14 protein-coding genes are annotated in these 18,404 nt (G+C 65.8%); 4 read left to right on the forward strand and 10 right to left on the reverse strand.

What is annotated here, in order from left to right; all coding sequences use genetic code 11:
• Positions 1-188: 188 nt before the first annotated feature.
• Entirely contained in the window at positions 189-1,598 is a 1,410-nt protein-coding gene (locus F6X39_RS09150; RefSeq protein WP_187616392.1) for a nucleobase:cation symporter-2 family protein, read from the forward strand.
• A 114-nt stretch (positions 1,599-1,712) separates the two neighbouring features.
• On the opposite strand, the gene F6X39_RS09155 is transcribed toward F6X39_RS09150, so the two are convergent.
• Genes F6X39_RS09155 through F6X39_RS09165 form a run of 3 tightly spaced genes read right to left on the reverse strand, consistent with a single transcriptional unit; the run spans position 1,713 to position 7,707 of the window.
• Positions 1,713-3,233, reverse strand: a complete 1,521-nt coding sequence (locus tag F6X39_RS09155; protein ID WP_187616393.1) for an efflux transporter outer membrane subunit — start codon at positions 3,231-3,233, stop codon at positions 1,713-1,715.
• Position 3,234: 1 nt separating this feature from the next.
• The gene (locus F6X39_RS09160; RefSeq protein ID WP_187616394.1) at positions 3,235-6,465 is read right to left on the reverse strand and encodes an efflux RND transporter permease subunit; all 3,231 of its coding nucleotides are present in this window, start codon (positions 6,463-6,465) and stop codon (positions 3,235-3,237) included.
• Positions 6,466-6,483: 18 nt separating this feature from the next.
• A complete protein-coding gene (locus tag F6X39_RS09165; RefSeq protein ID WP_187616395.1) occupies positions 6,484-7,707 on the reverse strand; it encodes an efflux RND transporter periplasmic adaptor subunit in 1,224 nt (407 codons plus the stop codon).
• Between the two features lie 428 nt (positions 7,708-8,135).
• Between F6X39_RS09165 and F6X39_RS09170 the strand changes: the two genes are divergently transcribed.
• Complete coding sequence (locus F6X39_RS09170; RefSeq protein ID WP_184023018.1) at positions 8,136-8,777, forward strand: TetR family transcriptional regulator; 642 nt, start codon at positions 8,136-8,138, stop codon at positions 8,775-8,777.
• A 92-nt stretch (positions 8,778-8,869) separates the two neighbouring features.
• Here F6X39_RS09170 and F6X39_RS09175 read toward each other — a convergent pair whose 3' ends face one another.
• The gene (locus F6X39_RS09175; protein ID WP_184023017.1) at positions 8,870-9,508 is read right to left on the reverse strand and encodes a cysteine hydrolase family protein; all 639 of its coding nucleotides are present in this window, start codon (positions 9,506-9,508) and stop codon (positions 8,870-8,872) included.
• 170 nt (positions 9,509-9,678) lie between these two features.
• Here F6X39_RS09175 and F6X39_RS09180 point away from each other — a divergent pair, with 170 nt between their 5' ends.
• Entirely contained in the window at positions 9,679-10,674 is a 996-nt protein-coding gene (locus F6X39_RS09180) for a helix-turn-helix domain-containing protein (RefSeq protein ID WP_187616396.1), read from the forward strand.
• 107 nt (positions 10,675-10,781) lie between these two features.
• On the opposite strand, the gene F6X39_RS09185 is transcribed toward F6X39_RS09180, so the two are convergent.
• The 6 genes from F6X39_RS09185 to F6X39_RS09210 form a co-directional block, all read right to left on the reverse strand.
• A complete protein-coding gene (locus F6X39_RS09185) occupies positions 10,782-11,504 on the reverse strand; it encodes a CoxG family protein (RefSeq protein WP_187616397.1) in 723 nt (240 codons plus the stop codon).
• A 34-nt stretch (positions 11,505-11,538) separates the two neighbouring features.
• On the reverse strand, positions 11,539-11,919 hold the full coding sequence (locus F6X39_RS09190) for a DUF427 domain-containing protein (protein WP_184023015.1): 381 nt from the start codon (positions 11,917-11,919) through the stop codon (positions 11,539-11,541).
• Positions 11,920-12,066: 147 nt separating this feature from the next.
• Positions 12,067-12,561: a carboxypeptidase regulatory-like domain-containing protein gene (locus tag F6X39_RS09195; RefSeq protein WP_187616398.1), complete on the reverse strand. Its 495-nt coding sequence runs from the start codon at positions 12,559-12,561 to the stop codon at positions 12,067-12,069.
• Between the two features lie 278 nt (positions 12,562-12,839).
• A complete protein-coding gene (locus tag F6X39_RS09200; protein WP_184058614.1) occupies positions 12,840-14,357 on the reverse strand; it encodes a DegQ family serine endoprotease in 1,518 nt (505 codons plus the stop codon).
• 168 nt (positions 14,358-14,525) lie between these two features.
• Positions 14,526-15,824, reverse strand: a complete 1,299-nt coding sequence (locus F6X39_RS09205) for an ATP-binding protein (protein WP_187616399.1) — start codon at positions 15,822-15,824, stop codon at positions 14,526-14,528.
• Positions 15,825-15,828: 4 nt separating this feature from the next.
• Entirely contained in the window at positions 15,829-16,491 is a 663-nt protein-coding gene (locus F6X39_RS09210) for a response regulator (RefSeq protein ID WP_027198735.1), read from the reverse strand.
• A gap of 310 nt (positions 16,492-16,801) precedes the next feature.
• On the opposite strand from F6X39_RS09210, the gene dacB reads away from it, so the two are divergent.
• Positions 16,802-18,385, forward strand: coding sequence for a D-alanyl-D-alanine carboxypeptidase/D-alanyl-D-alanine-endopeptidase (gene dacB / locus F6X39_RS09215; RefSeq protein ID WP_410449947.1), 1,584 nt, complete (start codon positions 16,802-16,804; stop codon positions 18,383-18,385).
• The last annotated feature ends 19 nt before the right edge of the window (positions 18,386-18,404 follow it).

Raw genomic sequence — 18,404 nt, forward strand, 5'->3', positions numbered from 1 at the left:
CCCACTGCATAGGGTTCTCTGGCGTCCGACGGCCGATCCGTCCCACTCGTGGCTTTAATTTGCCTTTCAAAACAGGTCTCTGCATATCGTCGCCGGGAATGCCGGAATAGCCACGTATGGGCTTGTTGCGACTTTTCGTCCCCGATACCTTGGAGTCATCCCAAAACGAGATGGTGGAGACAGACGATATGCAAGCGAACACGGTTCACCCGTGCGACGAGCGCCTACCGGCGGGCCAGTTGCTCACTCTCGGCATCCAGCACGTGCTGGTCATGTACGCTGGCGCGGTCGCGGTGCCGCTGATCATCGGCGCGGCGCTGAAGCTGCCGAAAGACCAGGTCGCCTTCCTGATCAGCGCCGATCTGTTTTCCTGCGGCATCGCCACGCTGATCCAGACGCTCGGACTGTGGATCTTCGGCATCCGCCTGCCCGTCATCATGGGCTGCACGTTCGCGGCCGTCGGCCCGATGGTCGCGATCGGCACCAATCCTTCGCTCGGCATCCTCGACATCTTCGGCTCGACGATCGCGGCCGGCGTGATCGGCATTCTGCTCGCGCCCGCGGTCGGCAAGCTGTTGCGCTTCTTCCCGCCGGTCGTGATCGGCGTCGTGATTTCGGTGATCGGCCTGTCGCTGATGGAGGTCGGCATCAACTGGGCGGCCGGCGGTGTCGGCAATCCCGACTACGGCAATCCGGTATATCTCGGCCTGGCGCTGCTCGTGCTGACGCTGATCCTGCTGATCAACAGGTTTGCCAGGGGGTTCGTCGCCAATATCTCGGTGCTGCTCGGCATCGTCGCGGGCTTCGCGATCGCGCTGATGCTCGGCCGCGTCAACCTGGACGGCGTCATGCACGCGCCGTGGGTCGGCTTCGTGATGCCGTTCCACTTCGGTCTGCCGCACTTCGATGCGCTGTCGATCGCGACGATGGTCACCGTGATGTTCGTCACGTTCATCGAATCGACCGGCATGTTTCTCGCGGTCGGCGACATGGTCGATCGTCCGGTCGATCAGAAAACGCTGGTGCGTGGCTTGCGCGTCGACGGTCTCGGCACGCTGATCGGTGGCATCTTCAACTCGTTCCCGCATACGTCGTTCTCGCAGAACGTCGGGTTGATCGGCGTGACCGGCGTGAAGAGCCGCTTCGTCTGCGCGATGGGCGGCGTGATCCTCGTGCTGCTTGGCCTCTTCCCGAAGATGGCGCAGGTGGTCGCGTCGGTGCCGGCGTTCGTGCTCGGCGGCGCGGGCATCGTGATGTTCGGCATGGTCGCGGCGAACGGCATCAAGGTGCTGTCGCGCGTCGACTTCGTGAGGAATCAGCACAACCTCTTCATCGTCGCGGTCAGCATCGGGCTCGGCCTCGTGCCGGTCGTCTCGCCGCACTTCTTCTCGCAACTGCCGCCGGCGTTGTCGCCGCTGCTACATAGCGGGATTCTGCTCGCGTCGGTGTCGGCGGTCGCGCTGAACCTGATCTTCAACGGCGTGAAGAGCGAGAAGAAGGCGAAGAGCGAGCTTCGCCGCGCCGGGCACGATCTCGACGCCAGCGCGGGCGGCGCACCGCAGAGCAACGAGATGCTGCGGGCGGCGGATCTGCATTGAGCTTTGATGCAGCGATGATGCGGCGAGCGGCACCGAACGCCGCGAATCAACAAAAACGCCACGGCATGCCGTGGCGTTTTTGCTTTACTTCAGCGGTTCGTCGAGCCGCAGCGCTTACCCTGCCGTCGCCGCCGAAGCCGCGACCGGTGCGCTCGCCGCACCGTAGTCGACCGGCGCGTCGGCGGGACGCGGATGGTCGCCGTTGTGCTCGATCCAGCCGCCGCCGAGCGCCTGGTACAGCGTGACCAGGTTCTGCAGACGTTCCATGCGCGCGGTGACCAGCGCCTGCTGAGCCACGTACAACGAGGTCTGCGCGGTCAGCACCGAAAGATAGCTGTCGACACCGTTCGTATAACGGAGGGTCGACAGATCCAGCCGGCGCTGCTCGGCCGCGACATCCCGCTCGAGCGCCGCGATCTGCTCGTCGTACGTGCCGCGCGCGGCCAGTCCGTCCGCCACTTCGCGGAAGGCCGTCTGGATCGCCTTTTCATACGTGGCGATCTGCACGTTCTTCTCGATGTTGGCGAGATCGAGGTTGGCCATGTTCTGACCGCCCTCGAAGATCGGCAGCGTGATCGATGGCGCGAAGCTCCACGCCGCCGAACCCGGCTTGAACAGCCCGCCGAGCGTCGGGCTCAGCGTGCCGGCGCTGCCGGTCAGCGTGACCTTCGGGAAGAACGCGGCGCGCGCCGCGCCGATGTTCGCGTTGGCCGCGAGCAGATTTTCCTCGGCCTCCATGATGTCGGGACGGCGCGTCAGCAGATCGGACGGCAGGCCCGCCGGAATATCCGTGAGCAGGCTCTGGTCGCTCAGCGGCAGGCCTGGCGCAAGATCAGCCGGTAACGGCTCGCCGATCAGCAGCACCAGCGCGTTGTCAGCCTGAGCCCGCAAACGCATCTGCGCCTGCAGGTCCGCGCTCGCGGTTTCGACAACCGTTTGCGACTGGCGCAGATCGAGTTCCGAACCGGTGCCGTTGTCGAACTGCAGCTTGGTGATCCGAAACGACTCCTGCGCCGTCTTCAGCGTGTTCTGCGTGACCTTCAGCAGATCGTCCAGTTCGAGCACCGTCATGTACTGGTTCGCCACCTGCGACACCAGCGCGATTTCCGCGGACTTGCGCGCCTGCGCGGTGCCGAGGTATGTGGCCAACGCCTGATCCTTCAGGCTCTGCACGCGCCCGAAGAAGTCGATTTCCCACGACGCGTTCAAGCCCACCGAATACGTGTTGGTAATCGTCGGGCCGTTGGGCGACGCCAGCAGATCGCGCGGCGTGCGCTGCCGGCTTTGCGAAGCCGCGGCGTCGAGCGTCGGGAACAGGCCCGCGCGCACGATACGGTACTGCGCCGCCGACGCCTGCATGTTCAGCACCGACACACGCAGATCACGGTTGTTCTTCAGCGCGATTTCGATCAGCTGCTGCAGACGCGGATCGACGAAGAAGTCGCGCCAGCCGATGTCGGCGGCAGCCAGGCCGTTCGCGCCGCGCGCGCCCTGCGCGCCCGGCTGCTGGTCGTACACGCCGCCCGTCGGGAAAGTCGCCGTCACGGGCGCGGCGGGCCGCTGGTAGTGCGGCGCCAGCGTGCAACCCGTGGCGAGCAGCGCGACCGCCACTGCAATCAAAGAGTGTTTTTGCATCTCAATGCCCATCCTTGCCCGAGCCATTGCCATCCGACCCGTCGGTCGTGCCACCCGCCGCGCCGCCTTGCGGATCGTGCGGATGGTGCTGTTCATAGTGGCGCAGCGCCTCATCCGGGTCTTCCTTCTCACCGCCGAACTTCGCGCGAATCACGACGAAGAACATCGGGATCATGAAGATCGCGAGGAAGGTCGCCGTCAACATGCCGCCGATCACGCCGGTACCGATCGCGTGCTGGCTGGCCGAGCCCGCGCCGTTACTGATCGCGAGCGGCAGCACGCCGAGAATGAACGCGAGCGAGGTCATCAGGATTGGACGCAACCGCAGACGCGCCGCTTCGAGGGCGGCTTCGATCGGTCCCATGCCTCCACTCTGCTGCAGTTCTCGCGCGAATTCCACGATCAGAATCGCGTTCTTCGCCGACAGACCCACGGTGGTCAGCAGACCCACCTGGAAGAACACGTCGTTCTCGAGCCCGCGCAGCGTCGCGGCCAGCAGTGCGCCGATCACACCGAGCGGCACCACCATGATCACCGAGAACGGGATCGACCAGCTTTCATACAGCGCCGCGAGACACAGGAACACGACGAGAATCGAGATGCCGTACAGGATTGGCGCCTGCGAACCCGACTGACGCTCTTGCAGCGACAGACCGGTCCACTCGTAGCCGACTCCCGCCGGCAGCTTGGTGACGATCCGTTCCATCGCCGCCATCGCCTGACCGGTCGACTTGCCCGGCGCGGCCGCACCCTGGATTTCCACCGACGAAATACCGTTGTAGCGCTCGAGCTTCGGCGAACCGAAGGTCCACTCGGTGCTCGCGAAGGCCGAGAACGGCACCATCGCGCCCGCGCCGTTGCGCACGAACCAGGCATTCACGTCTTCCGGTTTCATCCGGAACGGTGCGTCGCCCTGCAGGTAGACCTTCTTGATCCGGCCGTCGGTGTCGAGGAAGTTGTTCACATACGCCGAGGCCCATGCGATCGAGAACGTCTGGTCGATCGAGGCGAGCGAAACACCCTGCGCCGAAGCCTTCTCGTGGTCGATGCTCACCTTGAACTGCGGCGTATCGTTCAGGCCGTTCGGACGCACCTGCGCGAGCGTCGGATCTTTCGCCGCCAGACCAAGCAGCATGTTGCGCGCTTCCATCAGCTTCGCGTGACCGATACCCGCGCGGTCCTGCAGCTGGAAGTCGAAGCCCGCAGCCGTGCCGAGTTCAGGAATCGACGGCGGATTGACCGGGAACACCGTCGCGTTCTTGTAGGTGCTGAAGTGCATGTAGAGACGGCCCACCAGCGCTTGCACCTTCTGGTCCGCGTGCTGGCGCTGCGCGTAGTCCTTCATCCGCACGAACACGAGACCCGCGTTCTGGCCACGACCCGCGAAGCTGAAGCCGTTCACCGTGAAGGTCGATTCGACGATCGCCTTTTCTTCGTTCAGCAGGTAGTCCGACACGTCCTTGAGGGCGCGCGCGGTGGTTTCCTGCGTGGAACCCGACGGCGTTTGCACCAGCACGAACATCGTGCCCTGGTCTTCGTCAGGCAGGAACGACTTCGGCAGACGCACGAACAGCAGCCCCACCGCGAAGATCACCACCATGTAGATGATGAGCCAGCGGCCCGAGCGCTTGATCACGTGGTGCACGCCCGAGTGGTACTTGTCGCGGCTCGTGTTGAAGGTACGGTTGAACCAGCCGAAGAAGCCGGTGGCTTTTTCGTGATGACCCTTCGGAATCGGCTTCAGGATCGTCGCGCACAGCGCCGGCGTCAGAATCAACGCGACGAGCACGGACAGCACCATCGCCGCGACGATCGTCAGCGAGAACTGCCGGTAGATCGCGCCGACCGAGCCGCCCGAGAATGCCACCGGCACGAACACCGCCGACAGCACGAGCGCCACGCCGACGAGCGCGCCGGTGATCTGGTCCATCGCCTTGCGGGTTGCCTCGCGAGGCGACAAGCCCTCCTCCTGCATCACCCGCTCGACGTTTTCCACCACCACGATCGCGTCGTCCACCAGCAGGCCGATCGCGAGCACGAGACCGAACATCGACAGCGTGTTGATCGAGAAACCCACCACGTTCATGATCGCGAACGTACCGAGCAGCACCACCGGCACCGCGATCGTCGGGATCAGCGTAGCGCGCAGGTTCTGCAGGAACAGGTACATGACGAGGAACACCAGCACGATACCTTCGAGCAGCGTCTTGACCACTTCCTCGATCGACAGGCGCACGAACGGCGTCGTGTCGTACGGGTACTGCACCACCAGGCCGTGCGGGAAGTACTTCGACAGTTCGGCGATCTTCGTGCGCACCGCCTTCGCGGTGGCGAGCGCGTTCGCGCCCGTGGCGAGCTGGATACCGAAGCCTGCCGTCGGCTGACCGTTGTACTTGGTGTCGAAGTTGTAGTTTTCGCCGCCGAGCTCGACGCGCGACACGTCGCGCAGACGCACCTGCGAGCCGTCCTGGTTCACCTTCAGCAGGATGTTGCCGAACTGCTCGGGCGTATTGAGCAGCGTCGCCTGCGTGATCGTGGCCTGCAACACCTGACCCGGCACCGACGGCGTGCCGCCGAGCGAGCCGCCCGCGACCTGCACGTTCTGCGCCTGCAGCGCGGTTTCGACATCGAGCGGCGTCAGACCGAAGTTATTCAGCTTGTTCGCGTCGAGCCAGATGCGCATCGCGTACTGCGAGCCGAACAGCGTCACCGTGCCCACGCCGTCGATACGGCTGATCGGATCCTGAATGTTCGACGCGACGTAGTTCGCGAGGTCGTACTTGTTCATGCTGCCGTCGGTCGACACGAACGCCATCACCAGCAGGAAGCTGCTGCTCGACTTCGTGACCTTGGTGCCGAGCTGCTGCACCGCCTGCGGCAGCAACGGCGTGGCGAGCTGCAGCTTGTTTTGCACCTGCACCTGCGCGATGTCAGGGTTGGTGCCGGCCGCGAACGTCAGCGTGATGGTGGCCGTGCCCGTGTCGTCCGAGGTCGACGCGAGGTACAGCAGGTGGTCCAGACCACTCATCTGCTGCTCGATCACCTGCGTAACGGTGTTTTCCACCGTCTTCGCCGAAGCACCCGGATAGGTTGCGCTGATCTGGATGGACGGCGGCGCGATGGTCGGGTATTGCGCGATCGGCAGCGTGAACACCGACGCGAGACCCGCGAGCATCAGGATGATGGCGATCACCCATGCAAAAATCGGGCGATCAATAAAGAACTTTGCCATGAGGCGGGCTCCCTGTTATTACGCGCCCGAAGCGGCGGAGGCAGGCTGAGCCGCGGGTTGACCTGTCTGGGCGCCGTTTGCGGCGGCGTCGGAAGCCGGGTTGCCGGGCAGCTGCGCCGGCACGGGCTTGACCAACTGGCCGGGACGCGCCTTGTCGGTGCCCTGGACGATCACGCGGTCACCCGCCTTCAGGCCGTCCGAGACCACCCAGTACGAGCCGAAGGTGCCTGAGGTGACGAGCTGACGCAGCTCGACCTTGTTGTCGTTGCCGACGACGAGTGCGGTGGGCTGACCCTTCTGGTCGTGCGTGACGCCGACTTGCGGCACGATCAGCGCGTTCTGGTTGACGCCCTCGTCGATCTTCGCGCGCACGAACATGCCCGGCAGCAGCACGTGGTTCGGGTTCTTGAAGATCGCGCGCACCGTAACCGAACCGGTGCCCTGGTCGACGGTCACGTCGGTGAACTGCAGCTTGCCCTTCTCGGAGTAGACGCGGCCGTCTTCCAGCACCAACGTCACCTGCGCGGCGCCCGGACCGGTCGTCTTGAGACGCCCTTCCTGCATGTCGCGGCGCAGCTTCAGACCCTCGAGGCTCGATTGCGTGAGGTCGGCGTACACCGGGTCGAGCTGCTGAACCGTGGCCATCAGCGTGGCCGCGCTCTGCTGCACGAAGGCGCCCGGCGTGACCTGCGACACGCCGATCCGCCCGGTCACGGGCGAGGTCACGTCGGTATAGCCGAGGTTGATCTGCGCGGTATCGACCGCGGCCTTGCCTGCGGCGACGTCGGCGGCGGCCTGGCCTTCGGCGGCGACCGCGTTGTCGTAGTCCTGCTTGCTGACCGCGTTCGCCGCGACCAGCACCTTGTAGCGATTGGCCTGCGCGGTGGTCGTCACCAGGTTCGCCTGCGCCTTCGCGAGCGATGCCTTCGCGTTGTTCAACGACGCGATGTACGGCGCCGGATCGATCTTGTACAGACGCTGGCCGGCCTTGACCTCACTACCCTCGGTGAACTCACGGCGCAACACGATGCCGTCGACCCGCGCGCGCACCTGCGCGACGAGGAAGGCACTGGTACGGCCGGGCAGTTCGGTGACGACGGGCACGGTCGTCGGCTGGAGGGTGACGACGCCGACTTCGGGCGTCTGTGGCGGCGGGGCAGATTGTTTTGGTCCGCACGCCGCCAGCAAGATGGCAGCCGTCGCGGCACTGATTAAGCGGAATGGAACCCGTTCGACGCGCATGGAGCGACCTCTGTCAAAGACTGAGTAATGAAAAAGTGCGCGCATCCCTACCCCGGGGACGACAGCGCACACAAGCGTCTCGCGACGCTCGACCGGAAGCCCATGGATGCAAACCTGCGCCTGCAGGGCACCCTGCTACGAATGCGCCATACCGGGGAATGCCGCGCAGCGCCGCCGTTTGGCGGCCGCGAAAGCGCTTTCGAAAGGCAACAGTGACGGATATTAACCGCTCGTCACGGCTTGGGCTATCCGATCGTGGGGTGCTATTATATATACATTCATGAATGCATGTAAAAGTGCATTCATATCTTCCGAGGCTGGGGTACCGCAGATTCGCGTCGCAATTCGCTTGAGAAGTAGTCAAAGCGTCATCAGACTGACTTAAAACTGTCCGCATAAACCCCAGGATCAGCGCAGGCTACACCAATATGGTCAGAAGAACCAAAGAAGAGGCGCTGGAGACGCGCAACCGGATTCTCGACGCGGCCGAACAGGTCTTCTTCGAGAAGGGTGTATCGCGCACGTCGCTGGCCGATATCGCCCAGGCCGCGGGCGTCACGCGCGGCGCCATTTATTGGCATTTCGCGCATAAGAGCGAGCTGTTCACAGAAATGTTCGACCGCGTGCTGCTGCCGCTCGACGAACTGAAGGCGGCGTCGCTCGATCCCAACGAAGCTGATCCGCTCGGGCGCCTGATTGAAGTCTGCGTGGTCTGCCTGCGCGACACTGCCAACGATCCGCGCCGCCGCCGCGTGTTCGACATTCTGTTTCTGAAGTGCGAGCTGGTCGAAGATATGGGGCCGGTGATGGAACGGTATCAGACCAATATGCGCGAGGGGCTCGCGAAGATCGAGGGCGGTCTGCGCAATGCGATCTCCAAAGGCCAGATGCCCGCCGACCTCGACACGAAGCTTGCCGCGGCGATGGTCCACGCGTTCGTCGGCGGCTCGTTGCGCGACATGCTGTTTTTGCCCGACGCGACCGACTTCGGCGCGCAAGCGCAGCAGATGGTGGAAGCGATGTTCGACGCCTTGCGCCTGAGTCCGGCGTTGCGCAGGAAGGCGGCATAGAAGGCGCGCCAGGGTGACGGATTGGAACAGCGGGCGGTTCGCTGAACCGCCCGTTTCTGTTTTTGGACCGGACCACCGCCCCTGCGCCGGGTTCAGGCAACCGCCCGGCGCGCTCGCGCCGCCTGATTCGACGCATAGATGTTGCCGCGCTCGAGCGGCGCGCCGCTCTTTAGCGCCGCGATCCATTGATCGGTGCTCGCGACCGCCGCGAAGCGCGACTGCAGCACCACGCTGAACACGCGATGAATCTCCTCCGCGCTCGCGAAGCCCGCGCTGTTTTCATACGGCACCGAGCCGGTTGCGTCGTGCAGGAACTCGACGGCGAGGCCAGCATGCACCGCGTGGTTGATCGTCGAGGCATCGCAATTGTGGGTCATGTAGCCGGTGACGCTCAGCGTATCGATCTGCCGGGCGGCGAGCCAGTCGGCCAGATCGGTCCCAGCGAATGCGCTCGGCAGCGACTTCTCGACGAAATGATCATGAGCGCGCGAGCTCACGACCGTGTGCAGTTCCGCGCCCGCGCTGCCGCGCGCGAACAGCGGCGAGGTGGCGGGCGCGAGGTTCTGCACGACCACGACCGGCACACTGGCGGCGCGCGCTGCATCGATCGCGCGACCGATGTTGGCGAGCGACGTGCGCACGTCCGGAAATTCGATCGGCAGGTCGCCGCTCACGTATTCGTTCTGCACGTCGATGACGATCAGCGCACGGCGCGGCGCGGGTGTGCTCATGGCAAGGCTCCTTGTCAGAAAAAGCGGTCGATGGTGCGCGCCCAGCGCGGTGGCCGCGGCGCAACGGCAATGACGGCATTGTTGCTCCGCTGCCCGCCTGTCGACAGCGGCCCGAATGACAACCTTCGCTAGAATCGGGCCATACTGATGGCTTTCATGAGGCGCCCGGCATGACCACCTTCGCACCTTCCGACGACGTCTCCGATCAGGCGCCGCGCCACGTCGTCGCCGTCGTCGCATTCGACCGCATCAGCCCGTTCCATCTGTCGGTGCCGTGCGTCGTGTTCGGCGAGGACCGTCGCGGCGGCGGTGTTCCCGACTTCGACTTTCGCGTCTGCGCCGCGGAGACGGGCGCGCTCGCGACGACCGCGGGCTTCTCGATCGCGGTCACGCACGGACTCGAAGCGCTTGCCGACGCGCAGACGATCATCGTGCCGAGTTGGCGCGATCCCGCCGAAACCCCGCCCGCCGCGCTGCTCGACGCGCTGAGGGCCGCGCATGCGCGCGGCGCGCTGCTCGTCGGCCTGTGCCTCGGCGCTTTCGTGCTGGCCGCCGCGGGCATCCTCGATGGACGGCCCGCTTCGACGCACTGGGCCTGGGCCGACGACTTCGCGCGCCGCTACCCGCGCGTGCGGCTCGACGCCGACGTGCTGTACGTCGACGACGGCAACGTGCTGACCTCGGCCGGCACCGCCGCCGGCCTCGACTGCTGCCTGCACGTGCTGCGCAAGATCTGCGGCGCGCGGGTGGCGAACCACGTCGCGCGCCGGCTGGTCGTGTCGCCGCATCGCCAGGGCGGCCAGGCGCAATACGTGCAGCAGCCGATGCCGCCGAAGCCGCGCGGCGATCGCCTGTCCGGCCTGCTCGACTGGGTGAGCGGCAACCTGGCCGCGCGGCATACGCTCGACACGCTCGCCGCGCGCGCGTTGATGAGCCGCCGCACCTTCACGCGGCGCTTCCTGCTCGCGACCGGCACCACCGTCGGCGCGTGGCTGCTCGCGCAGCGGCTCGCGCGTGCGCAACAGCTGCTGGAAAGCACCGACGAGTCGGTCGAAGCGATCGCGGCGAGCGCCGGATTCGGCTCGGCCGCATCGCTGCGGCAGCATTTCGCGGACGCGTTTCGCACGTCGCCGAGCGCGTGGCGGCGGGAGTTTGGCGGGGATTAGATGAAGGCGGCGGGAGCACCGCTTTTTCGTAGTGCGTCACCGGGATTTCGTAGTCGCGCGGGACGTTTGTCGCGCGTTCCATCAGGGGCTGCGCGCGGCTCGCGGCCTCAATGCTCGCTGAACCAGCGCGCGACATACAACAATAGTGCGACCAGAAAGATCATCCCGGCCCACGCCCAGTACGGCACGACATGCTGACCGGGCTCGTGATGCGCCCAGCTATGCGACGCGCTCGCCGCGCGCCCCGACAGCGCATGGCTGTGCTCGATGCGCGCTCGCCGCGCGATGCCGCCGAGGGTGATCGGCCGCAAAAACACGTACTGGCGACGCGGCGCCGTGCCACGCGCGCGGTTCGGCCCTTTGCCGTGCTTGGCGCGCACGACGGCGTCGAACTCGGCGAAAAAATCGTCGGCGATCTGACGCAAGGCGTTCTCGAGCTGGCGCGTCGGCAGCTCGGCGAGCGGTCCCGACGACGTCGCCCACAGTGTGTAGTCGATGCGCGTGCCGCGCTCCCGCCCCTCGTCCGCGCGCAAACGCACTTCGATCTGACCGCGCAACGCGCCGATGCCCTCGGCCAGGGCCTTGAAGTTGATGGTGCGGCGCTGCGCGTCCGCCGGGCCGGAATCCTGGCCGGCGACGTGCGCGCGCGCCTGATAATGCGCACGCAACGGGCCGAGCGGCACGGTCATCGTCAGCGCGTATTCGCCGTGGGCGAGACGCACGAACGACTCGCAGTTGTCGAGGCTGGCACGCAACAGCGCGAGGTCCTGCAACGCGTCCCAGACCTCGGACGGCGCCAGCGGAATCCGTAACGCGTCGTTCAGTTCCATGACAACCTCCCCGATGAACGCGCCGACTGCGGGATCAGGACGTCTGATCGATGCGGTCGACGCGCGATGCGTAAAAAGCGAGATAGCCCTTGATGCGACTGACCTGCTCGAACGGCGCCTCGTAGCACCACACCGCGTTCTCGATCACGCCATCTTCGGTGCGCAGATGGAAGTAGGACGCGTCGCCCTTGAACGGACAATGCGACGTGTGCGTCGAGCGTTCGAGCCGGGCCATGTTCACGTGCTCGCGCGGGAAATAGAACACGTCGGCGAGGCCGGTCTCCGATAGCGTCAGCGCGGCCTGGGTGTCGGCCATCGTCACGCCGCCGTGAATCACGCGCACGCGGTGACCGTTGTCGCGGATCACGATGGTATGGCCGTCCAGCCGTCCCGCAGATGTCGACGCATCGCTCATGTCCAGGCTCCGTGATGGGGTGGGTGCTGCACTGCCGGCTGTTGCCGCCGGAACGGCAAAGCCACGGGAACTGCCCGTGGCTTCATTATCGGCCAAACTTCGGCCGATTGCGCAAGCTTGCTGCGCGGCGGTGGACCGATCGACCCGTTACTTCGCGTTCCAGATGAACGCGGATTTGACGTTGCCGTGCGCCGGCACGCTAAGCGAGCGGGTTTGCTCGCTGTCGTTGTATTTCGCGTGCACCGTATAGCGGCCGGGGCTCAAGCGCACCAGCATGAACGGTCCGCGCGACGTCGTGTTCAGCACTTCGCCGTTATGGGCATCGACGATACGCACGTGCACATCCGCGAGAAACTCGGCGTTGGGTCCGGTGAAGCGCAGCGTCAGTGGCCACTGACTTTGCGCTTGTCGCAACGCCCGCGATTCGTCGAGGCCGACGCCGCCCGACACGTACGACACGTCGCCCTGCTGCTGGACTTGCGGCAAGCCGCCGCCGTTGGTGTTGCCCGCGCTGGTGTTGTCGGTCGTCGAGCCACCGGTCACGCCCGCCTGCTGCGCGTACGCACCGCCCGCCAGTCCGAGCGCGAGCGCCGCGCACAGCGCGACGGCTACGATCCTTTGCTGATTGCGTTGGGTTTTCATCGGTTCGCTCTCCTTGTTGCAGTCCTTGCCCAGTCCCCGAACAGGCCCAAATCAAGGTCGAAGCAACCTGCGTGCCAACCATCCGGTTGCGTCGACTGGACATGCACGACCGTGACAACAAGCCGCGTGGCGCGTTTCGCCCTGTCCGCGCTGCTCGCCGTAGCACGGTGCGGACAGGCGAAAAAAAACCGGTCCTTGCAGTAAATGCAAAGGACCGGCAATCGCTACTACAGCTCAAACTGGGATGGGCGATCCGTTCGAACCGCCCGGATACTGGATCAGCCGAGATCTACGGGCACGAAAATCTGCGCGTTATCCCGCTGGATCAGCAGCGCAATGCTGTTGCCTGCGCCCGAAATCATCTGCTTCAGCTGATCGATGTTCGTGACCGGACGGCCATTGACCGCGAGAATCACGTCGCCCGCCTGGATGCCGGCACTCGCCGCCGCGCCGCCTGCCTGCTGTACGAGCAGACCGTGCGACACCGACGCGCTGCTCTTCTCTTCCGGCGTCAACGGCCGCACAGCGACGCCGAGACGGCCTTGCAACTGGGTCTGCTGATCGGTCTTGTTCGCCGACGCAACCTTTGCGTCCGAGAACGAGCCGATCGTCACCTTCACGTCCTTGCTGGCCTTATCGCGCCACACTTTCAGCGTCGCCGAGCTGCCCGGCGCGAGACCTGCGATCTTCGCCGGCAGATCCGTCGAATCGCTCACTTCGTCGCCATTCACCGACAGGATCACGTCGCCCGGCTGCAAGCCAGCCTTGGCCGCTGGCCCGTTGGCGTCGACCGAGCTGACCAGCGCGCCTTGCGGCTTCTGCATGCCGAACGACTCGGCGAGCGTCTGGTTCAAGCCCTGTACTGCGACGCCGAGGCGGCCGCGGCTCACGTGACCGGTCTTGACGAGATCGTCTTTGACCTTGATCGCCTCGTTGATCGGGATCGCGAACGAGAGGCCCTGGAAGCCGCCCGTCTGCGAGTAGATCATCGAGTTGATGCCGATCACTTCGCCTTGCAGATTAAAGAGCGGACCGCCCGAGTTGCCAGGGTTCACCGGCACATCGGTCTGGATGAACGGCGTGTAGTTCTCATTGGGCAGCGAACGCGACTTCGCGCTGATGATGCCCGAGGTCACGGTGTTGTCGAAGCCGTACGGTGAGCCGATCGCGACGACCCACTGACCAACCTTGCTTTGGCGCGGATCGCCAATCTTCACCGTCGGCAGATCGCTCGCGTTGATCTTCAGCACGGCGACGTCGGACTGCTTGTCGGCACCGACCACCTTCGCCTTGAATTCGCGCTTGTCGGTGAGCTTCACGGTGACGACGTTCGCGCCATCGACCACGTGCGCGTTCGTCAGAATGTAGCCGTCATTGCTGATGATGAAGCCCGAGCCGAGGCTCGCGCTCGGCTGGTCGGGCGCGTCTCCGCCATCGCCGCCCTGCATGCCGGGCACGCCGCCGAAGAACCGCTTGTAGAACTGATAGAACGGATCGTTCGGATCGATCGGCAGCTGGTTGCCGTTGAGGTTGCCGCCATTACCACGCATCGCGGTTTGCTTGACCACGTGCTTCGCGCTGATGTTGACGACGGCCGGACCGTAGGTTTCGACGAGACCGGAGAAATCGGGGATACCGGTTTTGGCGGCTGCTTCGGCTGGCATCATCGCGGCGGCTTGCGCCGGCGAGATGATCTGCGGTGCTGGCACGTCGCGATGGCCCGCCACATAGCCGGCTGAAAGCGCAGCGGCCACAGCTACCGCAACGGCGCCGCGGGACAAGGTTTTCGCGTTCATCATGAGCTCCTGACTGGACAAAGTGACTTTGGATGTCGAGGAGCGTAAGGGGCATCACTTAAAAGAGTCTTAAGCAGCGCCAGATCATGGGAACCTTATCGGACCGGCCGCTACGGACCGCCGCGCCAGCATGAACGCCGGCGTTGGCCGAACAGTAAATCACCATGATCAGAAGCGTACGATGACCTGCAAACCACCGGCCGGCGAGTCATCGAGCGACACTTGCGCATGATGCTGGGTGGCGATGCGACGCACGATCGCGAGACCGAGGCCGCTGCCCGCCACGTCGGTGCGCGCGCGATTCGCGCCCGCTCCCGCGCGATAGAACCGGTCGAACACGCGCTCGCGATCGGCGGGATCGATACCAGGGCCGCTATCGGCGATCCGCACGACCGGGTGGCCGTCCTCGACACGCAGGCTGACGTCGACGCGGCCGCCACGCGGCGTGTACTTGGTCGCGTTGTCGACGAGGTTGTTGAACATCACGCGCAGCGCTTCGGCGTCGCCGGTCACGCTAGCGGCCTCGCTCGCCTCGATGCCGAGGTCGACGCCGCGATTCATCGCGAGCGGCGCGTAGGTCGCGACGCACTCCTGCAGCAGCTCGCGCAGATCGAGCATCACTGCGCCGGCGGCGCCGTCCGGCTCGGCGCGCGCGAGCGCGAGCAGTTGCTCGGCGAGGCGCGTCGCGCGCGTGACACCCGCCTGCAGATCGGCGAGCGCCTCGCTGCGGGCTGTGTCGTCCTTCGCGCGCGCGACCAGTTGCGCCTGAATCTGTACCGCGGCAAGCGGCGTGCGCAATTCGTGCGCGGCATCGGCGACGAACGCCTTCTGGATATCGAGCGCGGTCGCGAGCCGCTGCAGCAGCCCGTTCAGCGCACGCACGAGCGGCCGCACTTCGAGCGGCAGGCGCTGATCAGGCAATGGATCCAGCGCTTCGGGATGACGGGTGTCGAGCGCGCTCGTCACGCGCCGCAGCGGCCGCAGCCCGCGACCGACGATCACCCATACCGCGAGTCCGAGCAGCGGCAGCAGCACGATCAGCGGCCACAGCGTGCGCAGCGCGACATCGGCGGCGAGCCGGTTGCGCACCGACAGCGGCTGCGCGAGTTGCACGACGTTGTCGCCGACGATCGCGCCATATACGCGCCATTCGCCGCGGTCGGTGCGCTCGGTCGAAAAACCGAGTTCGGCGCGCGGCGCGAGCGGCGCACGCGGCCGCGAGTAATACATCAGCATGCCGTTGCGGTTCCAGATCTGCAGCACGATGCCCTCGTCGCCGGTATCGCGGCCGAGCACCTGCGAGAACGGTTCCGCCGGCAGCGCCGCGGCGATCTGCTCGAGCTGGTAGTCGAACAGCTCGTTCGCTTCGGCGAGTGCCTGCCGGTAGATCAGCCAGCCCGCGATGCCGACGCCGAGCAGCACGAGCGCGAGCAGCCAGAACAACAGTTGTCGGCGAATCGAGCGCATCGGCTCAGGCGTCCTTCGCGATCATGTAGCCAAGCCCGCGGACGTTGCGGATCAGATCGGCGCCGAGCTTCTTGCGCAGCGCGTGGATATAGACCTCGACGGTATTGCTGCCGATCTCCTCGCCCCAGCCATACATCTTTTCCTCTAGCTGGCTCTTGGACAGCACCGCGCCGGGTCGCGCGAGCAGCGCCTCGAGCAGCGCGAATTCGCGCGCGGATAGCGCGACCAGGGCGCCATCGAGCGTCACCTGGTGCGACGCGGGATCGAGGGTCAAATTGCCGTGGCGAATCGTCGAATCGCTGCGGCCGGACTGGCGCCGGATCAGCGCGCGCATCCGCGCACCGAGTTCGTCGAGATCGAAAGGTTTGACAAGGTAATCGTCAGCGCCGGCGTCGAGGCCCTTGACACGATCGGCGACCGCGTCGCGCGCGGTGACGATCAGCACCGGCAGCGCATGGCCGCGCGCACGCAGTGCGCGCAGCACCTCGAGACCGTCGCGCTTAGGCAGACCGAGGTCGAGCAACGCGAGGTCGTAAGGCTGGGCCGCCGCCGCTCGCAGCGCCGCTTCGCCGTCCTCGACCCAATCGACGGCGAAGCCTTCGCCGCGCAGCGCCTTGCGCACGCCTTCGGCGATCATCCGGTCATCTTCGACTAGCAGGATGCGCATGGTTGTCCGTTCCAAAACATTCGATGATGCCGCATTCTAGCGCCCGCTTCCGACCCGTGCGGCGTGTGGCGCTTTTTTCACCGCAGCCTCGCGGGATGTCACTACAATGGGCGCTTTGCGTCGCGCGACGGCCGGTAGACCGCGGCGCGCTACCGCGCCGTCAAGGCGCCCAGCTTGCCGTTCCATTGTCCCTCGCACGCTGCTCGCCGCACACCTTGAAATCCTGCTCGTCCGTTTGCCCGTTCACCCGTTCATGACGCACGCTTTTCTGTCTTCCGTCGCACGCCGTATGGCGCTGCACTCGCGCCGTATGTTCGATCGCGCAGCCTTCATGCCTAACCGCGTCGTGCCGCGCGCAGCCGTCTGGCTCTGCGCCGCCGCGCTCGGCGCAGGCACCCTGCTGCCGCTGACCGCGGAGGCACGCGTCAAGGCCACGCATCCGAGCGTCAACGTCACGACGGTACTGCCGCAGCCGGTGATGGTCGGTCTGCAGCGCGCGCACGTGCCGTTGTCGTCGATCAGCGTGGTCGTCGAAAAGGTCGGCGATCGCACGCCGATCCTCGCGCTGAACGCCGGCAAGCCGATGATGCCCGCCTCGACCATGAAGCTCGTCACCACCTACTCGGGCCTGTCGATCCTCGGTCCCGGTTACCGCTGGCGCACCAGCGCGTACGCGGACGGCCCGCTCGACGCGAGCGGCGTGCTGCACGGCAATCTGTACATCCAGGGCACCGGCGACCCGAAGCTCGTGCCCGAAGAACTGATCGACCTCGTGCAGAAGATTCACAAGGCGGGCATCAATGGTATCGACGGCGCGCTGGTGCTCGACAAGCGCTACTTCGATCCGTCGACTCGCGACCTGCCCGCGTTCGACGACGACGTGAACGCGCCGTACAACGTCGGCCCCGATCCGCTGCTGTACGCGTTCAAATCCCTGTCGTTCACGCTGACGCCGTCGCCCGATGGCACGGTGGCGATCGACGTGCTGCCCGCGCTCGCGCAACTGCGCATCGACAACCAGCTGCGTGCGACGAGCGGCCCATGCCGGGGCGAGCTGCCGACGCCGACCGTCACGCCGGAGCCTGACGGCACGCTCGTCGCGTCGTTCATCGGCGACTTGCCGGTGCGCTGCGACGCGCGCACGGTCAACGTCGCCGTGCTCGATCACTCGACGTTCTTCGCGCGCGGCTTCCTCGCGCTGTGGCAGCAAACCGGCGGCACATTCACGGGCGCGACCCGCGAAGGCGCAGTGCCCCCCGGCGCGAAGCTCGTCGCCAGGCACGAGGGGCCGATGCTGTCGGACATCGTTCGCGACATCAACAAGTTCAGCAACAACACGATGGCGCGCAACCTGTTCCTGACGATCGGCGCCGCCGAGGAAAGGCCGCCCGCCACGCCCGCGAAAGCCGCGCACGCGGTCGAAGCTTTCCTGACGCGCGACAGCCTGAACACCGAATACCTGTCGCTCGATAACGGCTCGGGCCTGTCGCGCGACGAACACATCACCGCGCTCGCGCTCGCCGATGTTCTGCAACGCGCGAACGCGAGCCCAGTCGCGCAGGTGTTCGTCGACTCGCTGCCGATCGCCGGTGTCGACGGCACGATGCGCAATCGCCTGACCAGCCAGGGCGCGGGCGGCAACGCGCACATCAAGACCGGCACGCTGCGCGACGTACGCGCGATCGCCGGCTACGTCGCGTCGGCCGACGGCAACAGCTATGTCGTCGTCAGCCTGATCAACGATCCGCATTCGGAAGCGGCGCGCGCCGCGCACGACGCGCTGCTCGAATGGGTGTACGAAGGCCCGTCGCAGGGCTTCACGAAGGTTTCCGCGCCCATCGAGGAAGCGCGCGAGAAGCCCAGGAAAAACCCGCGCAAGCGCGGCAGCCACTGAGTATTCCTTCTAGCGATGC

Source organism: Paraburkholderia sp. UCT2 (assembly GCF_014397665.1).
Taxonomy (GTDB): domain Bacteria; phylum Pseudomonadota; class Gammaproteobacteria; order Burkholderiales; family Burkholderiaceae; genus Paraburkholderia; species Paraburkholderia tuberum.

Excerpts from the sequence above, each read along its gene's own strand:
- F6X39_RS09150 (WP_187616392.1), top strand. The coding sequence starts at position 189 with ATGCAAGCGAACACGGTTCACCCGTGCGACGAGCGCCTACCGGCGGGC.
- F6X39_RS09155 (WP_187616393.1), bottom strand. The coding sequence starts at position 3,233 with ATGCAAAAACACTCTTTGATTGCAGTGGCGGTCGCGCTGCTCGCCACG.
- F6X39_RS09160 (WP_187616394.1), bottom strand. The coding sequence starts at position 6,465 with ATGGCAAAGTTCTTTATTGATCGCCCGATTTTTGCATGGGTGATCGCC.
- F6X39_RS09165 (WP_187616395.1), bottom strand. The coding sequence starts at position 7,707 with ATGCGCGTCGAACGGGTTCCATTCCGCTTAATCAGTGCCGCGACGGCT.
- F6X39_RS09170 (WP_184023018.1), top strand. The coding sequence starts at position 8,136 with ATGGTCAGAAGAACCAAAGAAGAGGCGCTGGAGACGCGCAACCGGATT.
- F6X39_RS09175 (WP_184023017.1), bottom strand. The coding sequence starts at position 9,508 with ATGAGCACACCCGCGCCGCGCCGTGCGCTGATCGTCATCGACGTGCAG.
- F6X39_RS09180 (WP_187616396.1), top strand. The coding sequence starts at position 9,679 with ATGACCACCTTCGCACCTTCCGACGACGTCTCCGATCAGGCGCCGCGC.
- F6X39_RS09185 (WP_187616397.1), bottom strand. The coding sequence starts at position 11,504 with ATGGAACTGAACGACGCGTTACGGATTCCGCTGGCGCCGTCCGAGGTC.
- F6X39_RS09190 (WP_184023015.1), bottom strand. The coding sequence starts at position 11,919 with ATGAGCGATGCGTCGACATCTGCGGGACGGCTGGACGGCCATACCATC.
- F6X39_RS09195 (WP_187616398.1), bottom strand. The coding sequence starts at position 12,561 with ATGAAAACCCAACGCAATCAGCAAAGGATCGTAGCCGTCGCGCTGTGC.
- F6X39_RS09200 (WP_184058614.1), bottom strand. The coding sequence starts at position 14,357 with ATGAACGCGAAAACCTTGTCCCGCGGCGCCGTTGCGGTAGCTGTGGCC.
- F6X39_RS09205 (WP_187616399.1), bottom strand. The coding sequence starts at position 15,824 with ATGCGCTCGATTCGCCGACAACTGTTGTTCTGGCTGCTCGCGCTCGTG.
- F6X39_RS09210 (WP_027198735.1), bottom strand. The coding sequence starts at position 16,491 with ATGCGCATCCTGCTAGTCGAAGATGACCGGATGATCGCCGAAGGCGTG.
- dacB (WP_410449947.1), top strand. The coding sequence starts at position 16,802 with ATGTTCGATCGCGCAGCCTTCATGCCTAACCGCGTCGTGCCGCGCGCA.